This window comes from Pseudoxanthomonas sp. UTMC 1351 (assembly GCF_040948865.1).
Lineage (GTDB): Bacteria > Pseudomonadota > Gammaproteobacteria > Xanthomonadales > Xanthomonadaceae > Pseudoxanthomonas_A.
In genome coordinates this window covers 16,202-34,470 of the sequence record NZ_JAVGJT010000019.1, presented here as the reverse complement: position 1 = coordinate 34,470, position 18,269 = coordinate 16,202, and the positions used below count along the sequence as shown (strand labels likewise).

The following is an 18,269-nucleotide window of genomic DNA, read 5'->3' as shown; positions in this document are numbered from 1 at the left end:
CTTGGCCGTTTCCACATCTCCCGCAAGGGAATCGCCGGTGCTGGTCATCGTTTTCTAGCCGGAAGCCTCCCTCAAAGCACACCGTCACAACGACAGACCGTGTGCCGGTGCAGATTCAAATCGCTCCAGCGTTCGCGCTACCCAGGCATAGCCAGCGATACATCCGCTCGAACACGCGCTCGGTGTGGCGGGCGTCCTCGCGTGTCGCTCTGCATTGCGCCGCCCAGGCCAGCCGGAGCCGCAGATCCTCGTCCTTCAACACCTGGCGCACCGCTTCGGCCAAGGCGGCCGGGTCGCCTGGCGGTACCGCCAAGGCGGCCGAGGGTGCCCACTCGACCAAGTGACCGACGGCGGTGCCTACCGTCGGCACCCCCGCTATTGCCGCTTCAAGCAGGACCATCGGCCCCGCTTCGTGCAAGGACGACATCACCAGCAAGTCGGCCGCTTCCATGATTGGGCGCAGTTCGCGCTGGGTCTTGAATTCGAGGAAGTGGACCTGATTGGCCAAGCCTAGTCGCTGCACCAGTCGTTGCATCTCGCCGTGCAGCGTATCCACGCCGACGATATCCATGCGGAACGGCACGCCGGCCCGTTGCAGGATGGCCAGCGCATGCAGCAACGTGGACTGATCCTTGACGCGGTTGAGGCTGGCGACATGCAGCAGTCTGGCCTCGCCTTTGCCGCGCCGACGTGGCGCCAGTGGCGGCCAAGCCCGCAGGTCCACGCCAAGTGGAACCCGTTGGGCTTCCAGGCCCAACGCGTGTAATGAATCGATGATAGGCGCGCTGGCCGCCGTCACCGTATCGGCGGCACGCAGCACCGCGGCTTCGCGTAGTCGGCTAGACCATGTGCGACGACCGCCATATTCGATGTCGTGCAAGGCAACGAGTTCGCCGCCGGCGATATGAACAAGACTGGGGCGACGCAGCAAATGGGCTGCCGCTACTGCCACCAGACTGCAGTAGCCGGAAAAAAAAGCCTGGATCAGGTCGAACGGTGCGCAGTGATGTTCCGCGCGAATGGCGGCAATCGCGCGCAGGCGGGTCCAACCGTCGCCGATGTTGTGGACGGTGGCTCCGGCCAGTTCCCAACACCCGGGTGCGGCTTCCTGATGCAGGGCAAAGACGTGTACTTCGTGCGTTCTGGCCAGGCGTTCGATCAGCGTCAGCAACACCGGGATCACGCGGAATTCGCCACTGCGATCCACACCGCCCGGGACCACCAGCGCCAGTTTCATTCGCACACCTCAAGATAGGCGTTGGCCCAGCGCTGACCGACTGCCGCGAACGAAAGGCGCTCATCGAAATGGGCGCGTAGTTCTGCTGGCGATGGCCGCTCCGCCGCCGCGCGGATCAGCGCCGCGGCCAATGCATCGGGATCGCCGCAGGGCCAGAGTTCTCCGACGCGGCCGCCATCGGTGAGCGCGCGAAATGCGGGAATATCGGTGAGCACCGGCATCGCGCCGCAGGCGAACGCCTCCAATGCCGCGTAGCCGCAGCTCTCGCGCAGACTGCCGGCGACGAATATATCGGCCGCCCGCATCAACGTTTCCACGCGTGCGTGCTCCACCTTGCCCAGCAGCCCTACCCGCCCTGCCAGGCGTGGATCGCTTTCAATGCACCGCTGCACCTGCGCCAGCAACGGTGCGTCGTTGAATGCGCACCACAGCCGCAAGCCTGGCAGCTGCAATACCGCCCGGGTAACGCCTTCCAATACGCAAAGCGGGTCCTTGCCAGGACTCAGATGGCCCACCCACAGCACGCATGGGTCGCCGTCGAGACCGGTATCGTGACGGGCCTGAGTACGATCGCCTGGGGTAAAGCGGCTACTGGATTCTGGAATGGCGAATAGACGCGTTGACGGCGCAAACAATTCCGCTTGCAGGAACGGCTGCGCCATTTCAAGCGAAGTGAAGGCGATGCCTGCGGCGGACGCGTACCAGCGCCGCCACGGTATGCGGCGCCACCAGCGCGGCGGCTGGTTGGCGTGGTCCTGCAACAGGATCGGCATGTGCGGCAGCAAGCGTTTGATGGCATGCGCCGCTCTGGCAAACTCCAGCCCGTGCACATGCAACACGTCCGCCCGGATGTCGCGGAGCTTGCCTGCAAGTTGGGCCATGCCCTTGCTGGGATCGATGAAGTGATAGTCGATTCCGCTTCGGGTGAACGTGGCGGGTACGGGCGATGCCTGGATCACTGAAACCTGTGCTCCCGCGCAGGCCACCGCTTCTGCGATGTCGGCCAATGACGGCCAGCGCCTGAACACTTCCGTCGGTGCATGGAAGGCCGGTGCAGACACCAGGTTGATCTGCGCTACATGCATGGCGGGCGTCGTCGCGACATGTCTACAGCCCGGAAACCTGAGGCCGGCGCAGACGCACCAGCCGGTCGGCCAGGTCCAACTCCCACGGCCGGTCGTACTGGCGAAAGCGATAGCGCCAGCCCGCCATGGCGCTCAAACCACGTTTGGCCCAGCGTGGCGAGCGCATGTCCTGCACCGTTGGATAGCGGCAGCGCAGCACGGTCACGAAATCGCGAATGCGCTGGCGCAATGCATCGCTGAGCCAGGGCGCATCGGCGTGGCAGGCATAGTCGACCCAACGTTGTTCGGTCCACTCCTCCGGCGTTCGCGGAAACGTCACTGGCTCGCCGTACAAATCGAGAAGCGGCTTGGCCGAATGCTTGCCGCGATCCTTCTCATGACGGCTGCCTTCCGGCAGCGGCGTGTAGATGTAGACGATGATTTCCGACTGCGGATTGATGCGCTTTATCTCGCGGATGAACTCGAACGTCCGCTCGGTTTCTTCCTCCGTGTTTTCCGGCGGTGCCACCATGAACGACAGTTCGGGGATCACGCCGTTGCGTCGGCACAACTCGGCCGCTTCCAGTGTCTGATCTGGCCGGGTGCCCTTACGGATTTCCTTGAGCATGGCGCCACTGGGCGACTCGGCGCCTATGTAGGCCATGCGCAAGCGGCTCTTGCGCACGAGCTTCCAGGTGCTTTCGGACAAGTTGAGTAGCGCGTCTGCGCGGGCGTAGCACCACCACGGCATCTCCAGTCGCGCCATCACCTCCAGCAGCGGAATCATTTCCACTTCGCGATCGAAGAAGTTGTGGTCGAAGAACTGGATGGAGTCGGCGCCCAGGCCGTGTTTGAGATAGCTCAACTCGCGCTCCAGCCGCTGCGCGGTTGGCAGCGCGGTGGCGCCGCCGAACATCGCCGCAACGCCGCAGAAGGTGCATCGGAAGCGGCAGCCCAACGCCGCCTGGTGCGCCGCGGTTCGGCGACCGAGAAACGTGCGCGCCAGGTAGTTCCGCGGATCACCAAGTTTGCCGTAGGGAAGCGCCAGCGCCGGATTGCTGCGCAGGAAGCGGCGATTGGCGTTATGTATGACGGTTTCGCCATCCTTCCATGACAGACCCTCGATCTGTGCCAGCGCCGAACCTTCGCCGCGCAATGCGGTGATCAGCGCAGGCAGGGTCTCTTCGCCCTGCCCACGGATCGCGTAGTCGACGTAAGGCGCGGCCAATGCGGTGTCGGTATAAAGCGTCGGAAAGTAGCCGCCCCAGACGATCGGCGTGGCCGGGAAGTGTTCGCGGATGGCCTTGGACAAAGCGATAGACGGCGCGACTTGCGGTCCGCCCATGACGCTGATGCCTACCGCGTCGTACTGCTGTTCCGCCAGCGCACTTAAAGCAGTGTCAATGAAGTGGCGATCAATGTTGCCGTCGATGATCCGGCTTGTACCGTTGCGGTCTAGTCCTTCCGCCAGATTCAACAGCGCGAGTGGAAAACGCGCACTGGAACGCGAGGTGATGGTCGGGTTGACCAGCAGCGTGTTGGCCGTTGGCGTCATGGGCGAAAGCATCGTGTCGGTGTTCACAGCGGGCAGCGAAGTTGAAGCACCAATGCCACCGGGACATTCAGTGCGACTGGATCGAAGTGAGCACCGGCGGGAATGTCGGCTGGATCGAGCATCGGCTCGGACACCGCCTCAATGACCAACCCAAGCATCGAACACGCGGCGTGCCAGTGGCTGTAGAGGTGCTGGGTATGGCACACGGCGTAGCGAGTTCCATCAATCTTGAAATCGCGCTGCCAGCCAAGCGCATGGCCGATGGGGTGCACATCGCTGCACAGGACGACGCCACCGGGCCGGGTTACGCGGCGCAGTTCGGCCAACGCGGGTTCCAGTTCCGGCAGATGTCCGATCACCAATCCACACAGCGTCAGGTCGGCAGCGCCGTCCGCGACGGGCAGCGCCTCCAGGCGACCTTGTTTCAGTTCATGGCGGGTGCCGAATCCGCACACGCTCAGCTCGATAGCGGCGCGTTCCAGCATCTGTGGCGACAGATCCACACCTGTCGCGCGAGTCGCACCGCGCTGCAATGCATGTATCAAATAGCGACCACTGCCGCAGCCGGCATCGAGCACGTGTTTGCCTCGCAAGTCGGTCGGCAGCAGAGCGAGCAAGGCGCGCTGCTCCGCGCACATCACCGGATTGTGGGCGTGCGCAGGATATTCACGCGCCCAAAGTGCGTAGGCTTCGGCAGGTTCCATTACTGGAATGGGATTCATGTAAAGAGACTCTTCGCTCTCCCCTTCTCCCTCTGGGGTGAAGGCATGCGGCTTACGAGCCATTGGCTCGTGCATGCCTGAACGCCCTGCGCGCTGCGCAGGGCCGGGGCAGGTGGTGAGGTGGCGCGCAGCGACGGATGAGAGCGTGAGGTGTCCGCTGGTAAGGAACTTGGCTGGCGCGTTATTGCCACTCCCTCATCCGCCCCCGTATCAAGTACGGGGCAGGCTCTCCGGGCAGGCTCTCCGGGCAGCTTCGCCGTGCAAATCGGCAGTCCTGCCGATTTGTCTCCCGGAGAGAGAAGGAACTGAGGCTCGTCCCTACTCAAATCGAGACCGGGCTCAAGCGCGAGAACGCCCGGATCGGCAAGCTCGGCTGCCAGCAGTTTGGGATACCCATCAAGCGTCACTGGTACGATATCCACGCCAGCGATGGCGAACCAATCTGCGAAATCGGGATCCGCGATCCGCGGTCGACCATCGCGCACGACCGCTCTCAGTTCGCCGCGCGTGCGTCCGACCAGACTGTCGGCCGGTTCGCCACTACGGTCGCGAACGATCACAAAGTCCGCAGTCGCTCCCGGCGACAAGCTGCCGCGCGACGACAGACGCAAGATGCGTGCCGCTGCGGTGGTTACCAGTTCCAGCACTTGCGTGGACGAAAGGCCGTGGCGTACAGCTACGCGCAGCTCCTCCAGCAGATCGCGTGCACCGCTGAGGCGTGAGTCGCTGCCTAGCGCCAAGCGTCCGGCGTTGTACAACTGGCGCGGATCGAGCGTGCGTCCCAGCAGTGCCAGATTGCTCGACGGACACCACACCACCGCCGCGCCGCGTTCGATGATGAGTTCGATATCGTGTTCGGCCAGACCAACGCCGTGAATCAGTACGGTGTTGGCCGCCAGACATCCCAACCGCTCCAGTTCCGTCAGTTCGGACTGTGCCACCGCGTCGGTGCCTTCGGCCAAGTGGAGCATCCAGGGATGCTCAGCCGGTGTTGCCGCAAAACTCTCACGCGCCGCCGGGCCGTAACCGGGCCAACCCAGCGCATAGCTCCAGCCGAAATTGCGCAGCAGCGCCACCGGGAAATCCGCTGCGTCCAATTCCGAATGCCAGGGATCGTGGTGCGCCACGCAGGTAACACCAGCCAGCAGGTTCTTCAACGCGCCGTGCCGCAGACGCGTCGCTTTGGATACCTGCAACGCGTCGGCGACTGCCGGATCGTCAAAGTGCTTTTGGAAAGCTTCGATCCAGGCGTAGCTATTGGGAAACGGCTGGCCCTGCGGCAACCTCGGCACTGCGTTGACCTGCAGGTGCTCGTGCGCGTTGATCAGTCCGGGCAGGATCACATGTCCGCTCAAGTCGATATGCGCGCCCGCCCTGCTCGGCTCCGTGGCCAAACAACCATCACGCACCACCAGGGGCACCTTCGAAACTCCGTCAGTCAGAAGCGAGCGGGCGCCCTGCAGGCGAATTCCGGTACTGGCTGTGTGCACGTTCAAGCGATCAGCGCCTGCGCATCACGATGAGAAAGTGATCGCCCATGGCGCGCAGCAGCGGCATTCCGCCCAGGAGATCGTCGAGCCGGCCCAGCCGCTCGCTCAGTCCAGGACGGCGCTGGCAGAAATCCACCAGGTAAGGCGGCGGCAGGAAAAGACTCAACGCGCGATGGCTCTCCAGCGCGAAGTGCTCGGCGAATGCCTGATAGAACTCGCGTGGCAGGTAGTAGCGCGTCCATATCGTGTGGCCGTTCATGCCAACCGCCGTCACCCCTCGCGTGGCCCGTACGGCAGCCCGCTTGAAACGCCCGCGAGTCGCGTAGTGCGCCACCTCCCAAGGGCATATCCGTCCGATTACCGAGAACACCATGCGACCGTCGCGACGCAGCAGGCGCGCGCATTGCGCAGCTACCGCCTGCAGATCCGGCGCGCAATTCAACGGGCCAAAGTTGGAGTAGATACCGTCGAACTCGCCTTCGATCCGGTCCAGCTGCTGGACGCCGACGTGGGCGGCCGTCAATCGCGACTCCAGCGAGGTTGCCTGTGCGCGTGCGCGTGTACGTTCGACCATGTTCGGCGACCAGTCGGTAGCCAGCACGTGGTAACCACGCCGGGCGAACTCCTGCGCATCCAATCCTGTGCCGCAACCCAGATCGATCAGACGCGATCCCACCGGCAATTCGCTGATTACCGTATCCCACAACGTGACACGCATGCGCTGGATCAGCGCATTGTTGCCGCGAGGTCCGTCGTAGTCGGCGGCCACGCTATCGAAAGCGCGCTGGGTGTCCAGCAGCTGTTCGGCATCGAGCGTGGCGTACCGGTCATCCGCCGCTGACTTCATGACATCTCCGCCATCAGGAAGGATTCGAGTGGGGCGGTCTTTTCCACAAACATGCTATGTCTCGTTCCAGCGCCGCGTAGAAGGCGGCTTCTATCTGCATGTGAGTGCCGTCAGGACGTCATTTGGTTGGGTCTATGTTCCATGAAGCGAAATCCCTTCAGTTCGGGGAGCGGTGAGCACTGATCAGTGAGCGAGTATGGCTCTCGCTTTTGCCTCCCCCTTTTTAAAAGGGGGATGACCCGCCATTCAGCGGTTGAAAAGCATCTGAGGGGGATTTGCTTTTTGCTCTGGAAGGAAAGCAATCCCCCGTAGCCCCTTTAGTAAAGGGGCAACAGCCGGAGCTTTGTCCGCCCTCCGCCCTACGTCCGCCGCCGCCACGCATTACCTGCCACCGCGGCCGCCAGCCCCAGCGCGGCACCCAGCAACAAACCCACGCCCCAGGCCAGCACTTTGTTGGGAGACGCGGGTCGGTCAGGCACGTAAACCGGCCACGGCAGCGAGGTGTCGTAGGTGTGGCGCGGAGCAAGCCGCACGACCAGATCATCGATCTCCGCCTTCAATCCGCGGATGACGCCTTCCTTTTCGGTCAGCATCATCCCGGCCAGCAGCTGACCCTCGCTACTGGTACGGGCGCCATCGCCAGTTCTCTGCAGCCACTGATCGCGTTCGGCCCTGGCGCTGCGCAGTTCCTCGCGCGCCGTCTGCAGACGTGCTTGCGCGAACGCCATTGGTTGAGCGCCGATGCGGCGATGGATCACCTGCAAGCGGGCACCGGTAGCCGTCACCAGTTTCCGCGCCAACTCCGGCGAACCCGCACGCACGCTCAAACGGATGAGGTTGGCGTAGGGATCCGGCGCCAGCTTCAGACTCTTGCGATAAAGTCCGGCATCGCGCCCTTTGAGGGGTAGGCCCAGGTCGCGGAGCACGCCATCCTGGTAGCCTCGCGTCTTCATGCGCTCGATGGCGCGCTGGAATGGCTCGATCTTGGGATCGCGCCCGACCGGAGTGGGCCCGAACTCACCCACCTGCACCCAGGCGGTCGCTTCCCACTGCGGCTTCGCAAAGAAGGTGAAAGCGAAGGTCGCGGCCAGCACGGCAACCATCGTCACGGCGAACCAGCGCCAACGGCGGATCAGTATCCGCCCCATGTCGATCAGGTAGATGTCGTCTTCTGCTTTCATTGCGGCTCAGTCTTGGGCGGGTTGTTATGAAAAAGCACGGGTCGTGGAAGCCCGGCTTGCGCGGCGGCGTTGCGGTCGGGCAACAGAACCGTGAAGGCGTGCAGCGTCAGGCACATGCCGATAAAGCCGAGGTTGGTCCAGGTAAATGCCTGCGGTGCGAACGGCGACATCAGGCAGGTGTAGGCGATGCGCAGAAAGATCAGCAGCGGAAACAACGACAGTGCGATACCGAGCCGTCGTACGCTCCACAGCAGTGCGGCGTAGAGCGCCAGCAGCGCGGCGACGGCGCCGGATGCCCCCCAGGCCATGAGGAACGGAAAGAACTCGGTGCCGACATTGATGTTCGATGCGTCGAGTGGAATATCCGTTCCTGCGGTCGCAATGGAGCCACTCATCGGCACCAATTGATTGACCAGGAAGTTGGCGTTCTCGTACTCCTTGGCCAGGATCGCGCTGAAGTTGTACGGACCGGCGCTGATGTAGAGCAGCAGCCATTCGACGCCCTGCGGCGCGGCGCGATAGAGATCGCTGAACGGCAATGCCACCGACTCGATCGACCCCGAGCGTAGCGTTCCTAGCACCGAAAACGCCGCTGCCCCGGCGAACGCCAGCAATAAGATGGTCTTCCACGGCAACGGCCGTGCCGCGTCCCGGCGCAGCACGATCAGTACAGCGAACGAAAACAAGGAAGCCAGAAGCCGGTTGCGGTCGATCACCAGCACCGGGAACAAAAAGCCGATGGCGACGACCTGATAGCGCAGCGGCTTGTTCCTGATGCATAGCAGAGCGATGGGCGGAAGTACCCAGCAGATGTTCGACAGATGCCGGATGTGGGTGTGGAGTGGACTGAGCGTGGCGTAGGAGGACGGATCGTTGAAAATAGGCACCGGAAACAGCACCAGATCCAGTACGCAGAACACGGCCACCCATGCCGCTAGTGCCAGCGCGAGAAAAGATTCCCGCGTTCCTGCGTACTGGCGCTCACGGAATCTCTGCAAAGGTGGCAACCGGACGCCCAGCAGCAGATCCATCGCCACGGTCGCCATCGCCAATGCCGTCAGCAGCGCGATTCCGATCAAGTACTCGGTTGGAAGGTCGTAGGTGAGCAAGGTCACCCCACAGCTGAACAACATGGGTATGCCCAGGTAGCTCGACGGCATGCGCAGCAGCCGGTTCATACCGCTCTCGTTGCGCGCGCACCGGGCGTCTGCCGCAGCAACGCCAGAAGCGCCATGCAAGCGTGGACCGCGAGGTGAAATGCCGTGCCGAAGGGACGGCGCTGCAGGAAAGCGATCTTGGCGGCAATGCGGTGGGCCTGCGACCTGAGCAGTGTCCGACAAGGTTCGTCGAACAGATCCGCACGCCGCATTGCCACCTGCCGCGACTCGGTCAGATTGGCGATGCGCGTGGCAACGTGCGCGGTCTTGCTGACGTTGCCACCATGCAACCGGTACGCGCACACGCGCAAGTCGATGAAGCCAAGCGCATCACGCGCGGCCAGGCGCAGAAAGAAATCCCAGTCCTCGATGTGCAGGTCCTCGCTCCAGCCTGCGGCGGCGAGCGCCTCGCGCCGCGCCAAGGTGACCGCGCCACTCACCGCCCAATGGCTGATGACCGCCTGGCGGATGCTGGCATCGGAGAGATATAGCCGCTTATCGACGCCGTACAGATGGCTCATGCTGCTTTCGTACAGCGTGCGTCCATCGCGGTCTACGACGATGGCATCGCCGATCACCGCTGCTTTATGTGGATGCGCAGATAGGTAACGCACCTGTGCTTCGAGTCCGCCGGGCAGCAAGTAGTCGTCGCTGGCTCCCAGTCGCAGCAATCCACCGCGGGCCAGCGACACCAGTTCGTTGAGCGTAGCCGCGATGCCACGGTTCTCCCTGCGCCGGTAGGTCACCGGCAGCACAGGCTTGTGCGCGGCCACCCATTCGCCGATCCGTGTGGCGGTTTCGTCGGTCGAACCATCGTCGATCACAATGATCTCTTTCGACGGATATGGATCCTCCAGCACGCTGTCCAGGCAGCGTACGATGAAGCGCTCATGGTTGAAGGCAGGTATCAGTACCGAGACCAGCGGCAGCGATGCGCCGGCTGGTGTGGATGCGGGATCGCTCATACAGGCCTCCTCAGGTACCGACGCACCACCACCATGTTGAACGCCAGGTACAACACGTAGTTGGCCACGAATGCATACATCGCACCTATCAACCCGAAGCGCTCCGACAGCAACAGAACCAGCGCGAAGTAACTGACCGCGAACACGCATTCGGACACCACGAACAACCGCGTCATGGCCTTGGCCAGCATCAGATACGACAGCACGAACGAAGCGATCTTGACGACGTCTCCCAGCAGCTGCGGACCGTACAGCGGTTCGGCAGCAGCGAAGTCGGCGTTGAACAGCAGGCGGGTCACCCAGTCGCGGCACAGATAGACCGCGGCGGCGGCCGCGATCACGATCGGCATGAGGTAGCGATAGGCCGCCTTCAACTCCGACGCCAGCTCGGTGCGGTCCTGCATCGATGCCAGTTTGGGCAAGTAGTAGACATTGATGGCGGTGGTGAAGAACAGCAAGTAAGCATCGGAAACCCGGCTTACCGCCTGCCAGTACCCGACCTGCTCCCAACCAAATCGGGCCGCCAATGTGTCGCGCACCGCGATGCCGACCAGGTGCGGTATCACCGCCGAGACCAGGCTCATCACCGAGAACGCCGCCAGCTTGCCGCTCATCTCGCGATCGAAGCGCATGCGCAACATGCCGCTCTGAAAGTAAGGGCTCCGCCGCAGCGCCGGCAGTGCGGCGACAAGCCAGAGCAACTGGCCGGCAACCAACGCGAACAGTGCGCCATCAAGCCCGTACTTCAGGCCGGCCAGCGCCGCCAGCGCTACGCCGATCAACGACCCGGTCACATGGATGAAGGCCAATCGACGCACATCCATGAAGCCATTGATGATGGCAAGAATGTAGTTGAGCAGCGCGATACCGAACTGGGCCAATGCCAACAGCATGATCAGTTGCTGGTAATGCGGGTCGCCCAGCAACTGCTGGGCGATCTGACGACTAAGCAGCAACGCCGCCATGCTCATCAGGACAGCCGCGCAGAACGCATACCCCAATGCCGCGCCCAACAAGCGCGCAAGCCTGGGGGCATCATCGCGATATTCGGCGACGTACTTGACGACGCCGGCACTGATGCCGCCGCCTGCCAGCACAGCCAGTAGCGACATCAGCCCCATGAACTGCCCAAGCCTTCCCACGCCGGCCGGACCGGCGAACCAGGCCACCAGCTTGATGACCGCCAACGCGGCGACCAGTCGCGCGGCGGTACCGATGCCGGTGTAGAAGCCAGCGCGCAGCACGTTCACGCGATATCCCCAAACGATTGGCAGGCGGCGATCACCCGGGTCACGTCCGCGTCGCTCATCGCCGGTCCCATTGGCAGGCTCAGCACCTGCTGGTGCAGGCGTTCGGTGATGGGAAGATGCAGGCCTCCCAGCAATGCGGCATAAGCCGGCTGCCGATGTGGCGGTACGGGATAGTGCACCTGGCTTTGGATGCCGTGCGCTTGCAAGTGCTGCTGCAGATCGTCGCGACGGACGCTGCGTACGACGAACAGATGCCATACATGCGCATCTTCCATCACCACCATCGGCAGCTGGATTTGTGGGTTGTGGATAGCGTTGCGATAGCGCCGCGCCACTTCGCGCCGGCGATCGATCTCTTCGTCGAGATACCTCAGCTTCACCCGCAGCATGGCGGCTTGCAGTTCGTCCAAACGGGAATTAACGCCGGGGAACAGATGCCGGTATTTGATGTCCGACCCGTAGTTGCGCAGCGCCCGTATCCGCTCAGCCAGCGGGGCGTCGCTGGTCACCACGGCACCACCATCGCCGAGCGCGCCCAGGTTCTTGGTAGGGAAGAAGCTGAAAGCTGCGGCATCGCCGAAAGCGCCTGCACGGCAGCCGTCCATTGCCGCGCCATGCGCTTGAGCGGCGTCCTCGATCAGCAACAAACCGTGCCGATCAGCCAACGTCCGCAGTGCCGCCATGTCGGCGATCTGCCCGTACAGGTGCACCGCCATGATCGCGCGTGTCCGCGGTCCGATAGCCGCTTTTACCCGCGCCACGTCCAGGTTGAACGTGGCCGGATCGGGTTCGACGGGCACCGGCACCAGCCGGTTTTCGGTGATGGCCAAGAAGCTGGCTATGAAAGTATTGGCAGGCACGATTACTTCATCGCCTTCCGCCAGTCGACCCAGCTCCCGATAGCCGCGCAGGATCAGGGTGAGCGCGTCCAGGCCATTACCTACGCCGATGGCTTGGCCAACGCCGCAGTATGCGGCGAATTCGTGCTCGAAGGCTGCCAATTCCTGGCCCATGACGTACCAGCCCGAGTCGATGACCCGCGCGGTGGCGGTCTTCAATTCATCGACGTAGCGTGCATGGGCAGCCCGCAGATCGAGAAAGGGTACGTCCAAGGTTGGCATGTCGAAAGCAGCGACGTCCATCAGAACGTCCACTCATAGAAGTCGTGCACGATGGCGCGTGCGCCGAAGCGCTCCTTCTGCTCGATCAACCCGTCGTTGAGCACGCGGCCTTCCTGTTCGGTAGAAATCCCGAGGCTGAAGTAATCGCGTTGTGCGTAAACACGCTCGATGAGATCGGCCAGCAAAAAGCTGAGCGCATCCAGACGACGACCTTCCTCGGAGGCCACCAGGTACTGCGTGTGCACGGTCTTGCCGAAGTCGTAGACCAGCGCGCCGGCCAACAATGCGTCACCGGCCCGCGCCTCGTGCAGCACGATCTGCGATGGGAAGCGATTGCATAGCAGCTGCAGCTCTTCCAAGCGGTGCGTCGGCGCTGCGCCATGCCGTTCCAGCACCTGCGTGAGCAGCACGTGGAAACCCGCCATGTCCTGCCCGGTCTGCACGCGCAGACCCGCCTTTCCTGCCTTGGCAATGGAGCGCCGCCGCTCAGGCGTGAACCTCGATGGCTCACGTAGTGCGATCACCGAGGACACGTCACGACGCTGCAGGCGCGCTCCGAGCCGATGCAGCGCATAGAGATCTTCCTCGGCCGGAGAGGCGTGGAACACATGCGGGATGGCCTTGTAGAGCAGCCGCGACAATCCCCGCGATTGGTAGTGCTCGCCGATCTGATCGAACACTGCCAATGTCGATCCGGCGCGCAGCGCGTGCGAGCAAAGCAACCCGGCGTAGGTCAGTCCGGCATGACTGGCGACAGCGTCGCCACGAATGTTGGCCGGCAGCACCGCCACCACTTCGTCGCCCCGCTGTACTACCAGCGAAGCATCGGCGAAACGGTCAGCGTGGTAATCCATATAGCCGCGCAGATGCAGCAGGTTGCCGTTGCGGGAACTCGCCACCAGCGCATCCCAGGCCTTGGCGTCAGCGGTGACATATGGCCTAACCAAGAACATCCGCTTCCCCGGCGCGTTGCGGAAGATCAGCCACCGCCAAGCCGAACCCTTCCCTGCCCATGTCGTTGCCGTTGTAGAACATCAGTAGTTTGTCGCGGTGCTGGATCAACGCCGGGTAGCACAGCGTGCGCGCGTCCCAGCCGCTGCCGGACAGCGCCAGCCCCAATGCTTCGTCGCACCGCCGCCATTGCACGCCGTCTTCGCTCTCGGCCAGGCCGGGGAAGTACTCGCCAGTGGTGTTGCCGCGGGTGAAATACATCAGGTAGCGGCCATCGAAGCGGTACACACGAGGCCTGCCGATGCGGTATTCGCTGCCGCTTGGCAGCAGGCAGACTTGGTCCTCGCGCGGGATCGCGTCCAGATCGCCGGTTTCCACATAGCGGATGTGGTAACGCGGAAACGGCGCTTCGCCAATGCGTTCCCAGTCGTCGCCGACCGCATACCACAGCCGCCAGCGGCCCTGCTCGTAGCGCACCGAATGCACGGCAGCAATCGTACTGCGGCCCTGAGCGCGATCGAGAATGGGTGTTTCCTGCCGGCGCTGGAACGACTCGCCGCCATCGCTAGATATCGCCAGTCCGGTGAACGCCAGGAACTTGGCGTGCGCCACGCGCTGGAAGCCGACGTAGAACAGGTGCAGACCCTCGGGCGTTTCCACCACATCGCCCAGAATCATGCCGCTGTCATCGAAGCAACCGCCGCGTCCGACATCCAGCACGGGCTCGGGGCTGACGCGCACGACGACGGTAGGATCATCAGCGCGGACGTCGACGTAGCCAATCCGGCTGACGCCGTCACCGTCGCGGAAGCCCGCATAGACGCGCAGCGTTTCTTCGTCCAGTCGCCACGGCGTCGGCGTCAGCGCCGAATGGCGCATCCAGCCGCCCACGCCATGCCGCGCGGCATCGAACACCAGTCCCTTCTTGGCCCAGGCGAACATCCGCGCCTCAGAGCTTGATGTCGAAGCTGGAGCGACCCGGCACGGCACGCGCCGGCGAACCGACGTAAACGCGGCCCGGATCGGTATCGCGCGTGATCAGCGCGCCGGCGCCGATCACGTTGTCGGCGGCAACCTTGACACCGTCGTTGAAAGTCGCGTTCACGCCGACGAAGCTGCTCGCGCCGATCTCGCAGTAACCAGACACCACCGCGTGGGATGCTACGAAGGCATGTTCGTGAATCACTGTGCGATGACCAATATGATTGCCGCTCCACAGGATGCAGTTGTCGCCGATGCGGGTGAACGGTTGAATGACGTTGCCTTCGAAGATGAAGCAGTTTTCGCCGATCTCGGCATTGCGCCAGACGAAGGCTCGTGAACTGACGTAGCTAGCGAACCGGTAACCACGGCGTTTGGCGTCCAGATAGAAGCGGGTCCGCAAGCGGTTGAGCCCGGTGGCCGGGATGGCGACGAACACGTCCACCTCGTCCGGCGCATGGAGGCTCTCAAGATCTTCGTAGGCGAGTACCGGCAAGCCGGCCAGCGTAGGCGCAGTGCTGCCTTGGGTGGGCATGTAGTCACGCTCCACGCTGAAAGCCACCACCTCGTGGTCGCTGTCGTGGGTGAAATATTCGCAGGCGATCTGCGCAAGCTCACCCGCGCCGACCAATACCAGAGGCTTGGCCATGCTAGGCCTCCTGCCATTGAACGCCGTTCGCTTCGCGCAGGAACTCGTCGTAGTCGACGATGTAGTCGTCCGGGTCATACAACTGGTCGGCCAACACCATTAGCACGCAGTCTTCGCTGAAGTCGTACAGATCGCGCCAGACCATGCCGCCGAGCAGCAGGCCGCGAGCAGGATCGTCCAGCACCACCTCGACCGGACCATGACCCTCGTCGGCCAAAAAAGTCACTGACCCATGCAACGCCACCACCAGCTGATTGAGACGGCGGTGCGCGTGCTGCCCGCGATGGACGTCCTGCCGGGTGGCGAACAAGTAGTACACGCGCCGTATTTCGAAAGGTACGTTGCGCTCCTGCTCAAGCGCGACGAGCTGGCCGCGGTCGTCACCGTGCATGTGCAGATGGATGAGTTCGATTGTCATGACCTGGGCGTGCCCCACGGCGTCCTGAAAGGAAGCGCTTGCAATAGCTGAGTGCCGCCAAGCCGGTGGAAGGTTGCTCGGCGGAACGACTGCGGGATCGACGCAACCTTTCGCCGGCAACTCGGCACATAGGGATACGCGGCTTCCCGTACGCGCCCTGAAGACCATCGCCACGAGTCTTCAATCGAACGATTCGCTGACCGGAAAACCCAACATCCAGATGACGCCATCGAACCCCTCCCCTGACGCCGTCCCTTCCGCCACGATGCCATCGGAGCCTGTCTCGGTTGCCGACGCCGGCGCGGCATCCTGGCGGCAGCCCCGGCCACGATCGCTGGTCGCGCTGCATTGGCTGACCGCACTTGCATTGGTGGCGGCCGTGGCATTCATCCTGGTACGTGGCGAGGCAGATGGCCGCGCGCTACGGCAATGGCTATTGGAAGGTCATCGCCATTTCGGCCTGCTGGTACTCGCGCTGTTCTTTTTGCGCATTGCAGTGCGACTGCGCCTGGGCCGATTGCAGGCGCCTGCGGGCATGGGATGGGTCGTGCGCGCCGCCGCCGCGCTGACTCATGTCGCGATGTACGCACTGCTGCTGTCGCTGCCGCTACTCGGTTGGGCGCTAAGCGATGCGCTGGCCAAGCCCGTGCACCTGCTAGGCCTCTCCTTGCCGACGTTGGTGGAACCGGATCCGGATCTCGCCGACACGTTGCAAGCATGGCACCTGGATGCGGCGTGGGCGCTGTTGGCGCTGGTCACGCTGCATGTCGGCGCCGCGTTGTGGCACCACTTCATTCGGCGCGACGGAGTCTTGCGCGACATGTTGCCGAAGCGCACGCGTAAGTGATGCCTCGCCGTCTTCCCACCACCCGCAGTTTTTCGCTTCCAAGCGACCAAGGAACTCCCATGCCGCACGTCCCCTATCGCCAACTGCACATCCTCCTTGGATCGATCGCCTGTTTGTTGATGCTGTCGATCAGCCCATACGCGCAGGCAGTGCCTTCATTCGCGCGCCAGACAGGCTCGGCGTGCGCGGACTGCCATATCGGCAGCTACGGCCCGGCACTGACTCCGTACGGCATGCGGTTCAAACTAGGCGGCTATACCGATGGCAACGGCGATGGCATCAAGATTCCCGTCTCCGCCCAGGTCACCGGCGTGCATTCGAATCCAGCGCGTGGCGAAACCACCTCGCGACTCAACGAAGCCGATCTGTACCTGGCTGGCCGCATCTCCGACTACGTCGGCGGATACGTCAAGGTCGCCTCCACCAATACCGGCAACGACAAGTTCGACACCCGCCTCACCGAAATGGATCTGCGCTTCGTTGCCAGCAAGTTCAAGATCGGCGAGAAGGACGCAATGGTCGGCGTCACCGTCAACAACAACCCTGGCGCACAGGACCCCATTGGTGTGCTGCCGGCGGCTTCCAGTTTGGGGGCGCCATCGGCATACGCCACGTCCAACTCCATTCTCAACTCCTCGCCGTTGTCGCGGCGCGTGCTGGGCACCAGCGTATACGGCGTATACGACCGCAACTGGTATGGCGAACTCGGCACCTATCGCAGCATGTCCACCTCGCTGCAGGATCGCTTCGGTTACCCTGTCTCCGGCGACCCTGGCAGGCTCAGCGATACCGGATACATGCGCCTGGTCTACATGCGCGACTTCAAACGCCATTTCTTTTCGGCTGGCGTGACCGCGCTCAGCACCAAGCAACAGCGTCCGCGTGTGGGCGGGCCGACGAACGATATTACCGATCTCGGCTATGACCTCACCTACCAGTTCCTTGGCAATCGCGAGCACGTGGTGAGCGTGGCCTATACCAACATTTATGAGCGCCGTCGTTATGGCGACCCGCTCGGCGGCGGAGATCCGGCGTTGGTACCCTTCCGGCGCGGCTCTGTGCGCGACCAGACTTTGAGTTTGAACTACGCCTTCCGGCAGAGTTACGGCGTGCTGCTGGCCCATATGATCAATACCGGGTCGGCCGATCCGGCGCGCTACGCGCCTTACGGGGTTCCCGATACCACGGCCAATCTGATCAGTGCGTACTGGACGCCGTTCGGCAAGGAAGACAGCTTCACCTCCATTGCCAACATGCGCCTTTCCGCCACGTGGTTTCGCTTCAGCAAATTCAATGGCGCATCCGACAACGTGTTCGGTCCGTTTGCGCCGACCAATGCGGAAGACCTGAATCAGTTCCAGGTCGCCTTAAGCCTGGCGTTTTGATTTCCCCCACCCAAGAGCCGAACACGATGACCTTACGTGTTGTCCCCGTCCTGCTGCGCGCCGTACTGCTCGGCGCGTTGATGGCTGGCGCCTGGGCGCCTGCCGCCGTGCATGCCGCCGATCCCGGCGTCAGCGTTTTCATGTCCGAATGCGCCGAGTGCCACAGCGCAGCCAATGGCAAGAACAAGAAGGGCCCCTCGCTGTTCGGCGTGATCGGCCGACCCTCCGCCACGGTGCCTGGTTACAAATACTCCAAAGCGCTGCGTCAAGCGGGGTGGACGTGGGACGAGGCCACCCTGCGCCGCTATCTGGCCCAGCCCGCGGAGAAGGCGCTGCCCGGAACCAAGATGGAGTACGAAGGGCTCGATTCCGCGCAGGTGGATGCGGTCATCGCCTATCTGCGTACGCGGCGTTGAAGCTCGCTGCGCTGCGTCCTGCCTATGGAGGGC

Annotated in this window: 17 protein-coding genes and 1 pseudogene; 3 read left to right on the top strand and 15 right to left on the bottom strand. The window is 63.2% G+C overall.

What is annotated here, in order from left to right:
* Positions 1–115: 115 nt before the first annotated feature.
* The 15 genes and pseudogenes from AB6O04_RS13990 to AB6O04_RS13920 all read right to left on the bottom strand — a co-directional run bounded on the left by AB6O04_RS13990 (position 116) and on the right by AB6O04_RS13920 (position 15,588).
* Positions 116–1,237 carry a glycosyltransferase family 4 protein gene (locus AB6O04_RS13990; protein ID WP_368564653.1) on the bottom strand — a complete coding sequence of 374 codons (1,122 nt, stop codon included), beginning with the start codon at positions 1,235–1,237 and terminating at the stop codon, positions 116–118.
* The gene (locus tag AB6O04_RS13985; protein WP_368564652.1) at positions 1,234–2,322 is read right to left on the bottom strand and encodes a glycosyltransferase family 4 protein; all 1,089 of its coding nucleotides are present in this window, start codon (positions 2,320–2,322) and stop codon (positions 1,234–1,236) included. Before AB6O04_RS13985 ends, AB6O04_RS13990 begins: the two co-directional genes overlap by 4 nt.
* A gap of 22 nt (positions 2,323–2,344) precedes the next feature.
* Positions 2,345–3,856 carry a radical SAM protein gene (locus AB6O04_RS13980; protein WP_368564651.1) on the bottom strand — a complete coding sequence of 504 codons (1,512 nt, stop codon included), beginning with the start codon at positions 3,854–3,856 and terminating at the stop codon, positions 2,345–2,347.
* 23 nt (positions 3,857–3,879) lie between these two features.
* The gene (locus AB6O04_RS13975) at positions 3,880–4,578 is read right to left on the bottom strand and encodes a class I SAM-dependent methyltransferase (protein WP_368564650.1); all 699 of its coding nucleotides are present in this window, start codon (positions 4,576–4,578) and stop codon (positions 3,880–3,882) included.
* A 323-nt stretch (positions 4,579–4,901) separates the two neighbouring features.
* Positions 4,902–5,939: pseudogene (locus AB6O04_RS13970) on the bottom strand (amidohydrolase family protein); the annotation flags it as partial.
* A 139-nt stretch (positions 5,940–6,078) separates the two neighbouring features.
* Positions 6,079–6,915 (bottom strand): class I SAM-dependent methyltransferase, encoded by an 837-nt coding sequence (locus AB6O04_RS13965; protein WP_368564649.1) that lies wholly within the window; start codon positions 6,913–6,915, stop codon positions 6,079–6,081.
* 359 nt (positions 6,916–7,274) lie between these two features.
* Positions 7,275–8,096, bottom strand: coding sequence for a Wzz/FepE/Etk N-terminal domain-containing protein (locus tag AB6O04_RS13960; protein WP_368564647.1), 822 nt, complete (start codon positions 8,094–8,096; stop codon positions 7,275–7,277).
* Positions 8,093–9,274: a hypothetical protein gene (locus tag AB6O04_RS13955; RefSeq protein ID WP_368564645.1), complete on the bottom strand. Its 1,182-nt coding sequence runs from the start codon at positions 9,272–9,274 to the stop codon at positions 8,093–8,095. The genes AB6O04_RS13960 and AB6O04_RS13955 overlap by 4 nt, the downstream gene beginning before the upstream one ends.
* Positions 9,271–10,218: a glycosyltransferase family 2 protein gene (locus AB6O04_RS13950; RefSeq protein ID WP_368564644.1), complete on the bottom strand. Its 948-nt coding sequence runs from the start codon at positions 10,216–10,218 to the stop codon at positions 9,271–9,273. The genes AB6O04_RS13955 and AB6O04_RS13950 overlap by 4 nt, the downstream gene beginning before the upstream one ends.
* Complete coding sequence (locus AB6O04_RS13945) at positions 10,215–11,468, bottom strand: O-antigen translocase (RefSeq protein ID WP_368564643.1); 1,254 nt, start codon at positions 11,466–11,468, stop codon at positions 10,215–10,217. The genes AB6O04_RS13950 and AB6O04_RS13945 overlap by 4 nt, the downstream gene beginning before the upstream one ends.
* On the bottom strand, positions 11,465–12,580 hold the full coding sequence (locus AB6O04_RS13940; RefSeq protein WP_368564786.1) for a DegT/DnrJ/EryC1/StrS family aminotransferase: 1,116 nt from the start codon (positions 12,578–12,580) through the stop codon (positions 11,465–11,467). The genes AB6O04_RS13945 and AB6O04_RS13940 overlap by 4 nt, the downstream gene beginning before the upstream one ends.
* Positions 12,581–12,609: 29 nt before the next feature.
* Complete coding sequence (locus tag AB6O04_RS13935; protein ID WP_368564642.1) at positions 12,610–13,542, bottom strand: GNAT family N-acetyltransferase; 933 nt, start codon at positions 13,540–13,542, stop codon at positions 12,610–12,612.
* Positions 13,529–14,482, bottom strand: a complete 954-nt coding sequence (locus AB6O04_RS13930) for a hypothetical protein (protein ID WP_368564641.1) — start codon at positions 14,480–14,482, stop codon at positions 13,529–13,531. The genes AB6O04_RS13935 and AB6O04_RS13930 overlap by 14 nt, the downstream gene beginning before the upstream one ends.
* A gap of 7 nt (positions 14,483–14,489) precedes the next feature.
* Positions 14,490–15,170, bottom strand: coding sequence for an acetyltransferase (locus AB6O04_RS13925; RefSeq protein ID WP_368564640.1), 681 nt, complete (start codon positions 15,168–15,170; stop codon positions 14,490–14,492).
* 1 nt (position 15,171) lies between these two features.
* Positions 15,172–15,588: an FdtA/QdtA family cupin domain-containing protein gene (locus tag AB6O04_RS13920; protein WP_337341780.1), complete on the bottom strand. Its 417-nt coding sequence runs from the start codon at positions 15,586–15,588 to the stop codon at positions 15,172–15,174.
* 220 nt (positions 15,589–15,808) lie between these two features.
* On the opposite strand from AB6O04_RS13920, the gene AB6O04_RS13915 reads away from it, so the two are divergent.
* Genes AB6O04_RS13915 through AB6O04_RS13905 form a run of 3 tightly spaced genes read left to right on the top strand, consistent with a single transcriptional unit; the run spans position 15,809 to position 18,236 of the window.
* Entirely contained in the window at positions 15,809–16,435 is a 627-nt protein-coding gene (locus tag AB6O04_RS13915) for a cytochrome b (protein WP_368564639.1), read from the top strand.
* Between the two features lie 59 nt (positions 16,436–16,494).
* On the top strand, positions 16,495–17,820 hold the full coding sequence (locus AB6O04_RS13910) for a cytochrome C (RefSeq protein WP_368564637.1): 1,326 nt from the start codon (positions 16,495–16,497) through the stop codon (positions 17,818–17,820).
* Positions 17,821–17,846: 26 nt separating this feature from the next.
* Positions 17,847–18,236 carry a cytochrome c family protein gene (locus AB6O04_RS13905; protein ID WP_368564636.1) on the top strand — a complete coding sequence of 130 codons (390 nt, stop codon included), beginning with the start codon at positions 17,847–17,849 and terminating at the stop codon, positions 18,234–18,236.
* Positions 18,237–18,269 lie beyond the last annotated feature (33 nt).

Coding starts and splice junctions, on each gene's coding strand:
- AB6O04_RS13960 (WP_368564647.1), bottom strand. CDS start 8,096: ATGAAAGCAGAAGACGACATCTACCTGATCGACATGGGGCGGATACTG.
- AB6O04_RS13905 (WP_368564636.1), top strand. CDS start 17,847: ATGACCTTACGTGTTGTCCCCGTCCTGCTGCGCGCCGTACTGCTCGGC.
- AB6O04_RS13985 (WP_368564652.1), bottom strand. CDS start 2,322: ATGCATGTAGCGCAGATCAACCTGGTGTCTGCACCGGCCTTCCATGCA.
- AB6O04_RS13990 (WP_368564653.1), bottom strand. CDS start 1,237: ATGAAACTGGCGCTGGTGGTCCCGGGCGGTGTGGATCGCAGTGGCGAA.
- AB6O04_RS13910 (WP_368564637.1), top strand. CDS start 16,495: ATGCCGCACGTCCCCTATCGCCAACTGCACATCCTCCTTGGATCGATC.
- AB6O04_RS13920 (WP_337341780.1), bottom strand. CDS start 15,588: ATGACAATCGAACTCATCCATCTGCACATGCACGGTGACGACCGCGGC.
- AB6O04_RS13935 (WP_368564642.1), bottom strand. CDS start 13,542: ATGTTCTTGGTTAGGCCATATGTCACCGCTGACGCCAAGGCCTGGGAT.
- AB6O04_RS13955 (WP_368564645.1), bottom strand. CDS start 9,274: ATGAACCGGCTGCTGCGCATGCCGTCGAGCTACCTGGGCATACCCATG.
- AB6O04_RS13975 (WP_368564650.1), bottom strand. CDS start 4,578: ATGAATCCCATTCCAGTAATGGAACCTGCCGAAGCCTACGCACTTTGG.
- AB6O04_RS13980 (WP_368564651.1), bottom strand. CDS start 3,856: ATGACGCCAACGGCCAACACGCTGCTGGTCAACCCGACCATCACCTCG.
- AB6O04_RS13925 (WP_368564640.1), bottom strand. CDS start 15,170: ATGGCCAAGCCTCTGGTATTGGTCGGCGCGGGTGAGCTTGCGCAGATC.
- AB6O04_RS13930 (WP_368564641.1), bottom strand. CDS start 14,482: ATGTTCGCCTGGGCCAAGAAGGGACTGGTGTTCGATGCCGCGCGGCAT.
- AB6O04_RS13965 (WP_368564649.1), bottom strand. CDS start 6,915: ATGAAGTCAGCGGCGGATGACCGGTACGCCACGCTCGATGCCGAACAG.
- AB6O04_RS13915 (WP_368564639.1), top strand. CDS start 15,809: ATGACGCCATCGAACCCCTCCCCTGACGCCGTCCCTTCCGCCACGATG.
- AB6O04_RS13950 (WP_368564644.1), bottom strand. CDS start 10,218: ATGAGCGATCCCGCATCCACACCAGCCGGCGCATCGCTGCCGCTGGTC.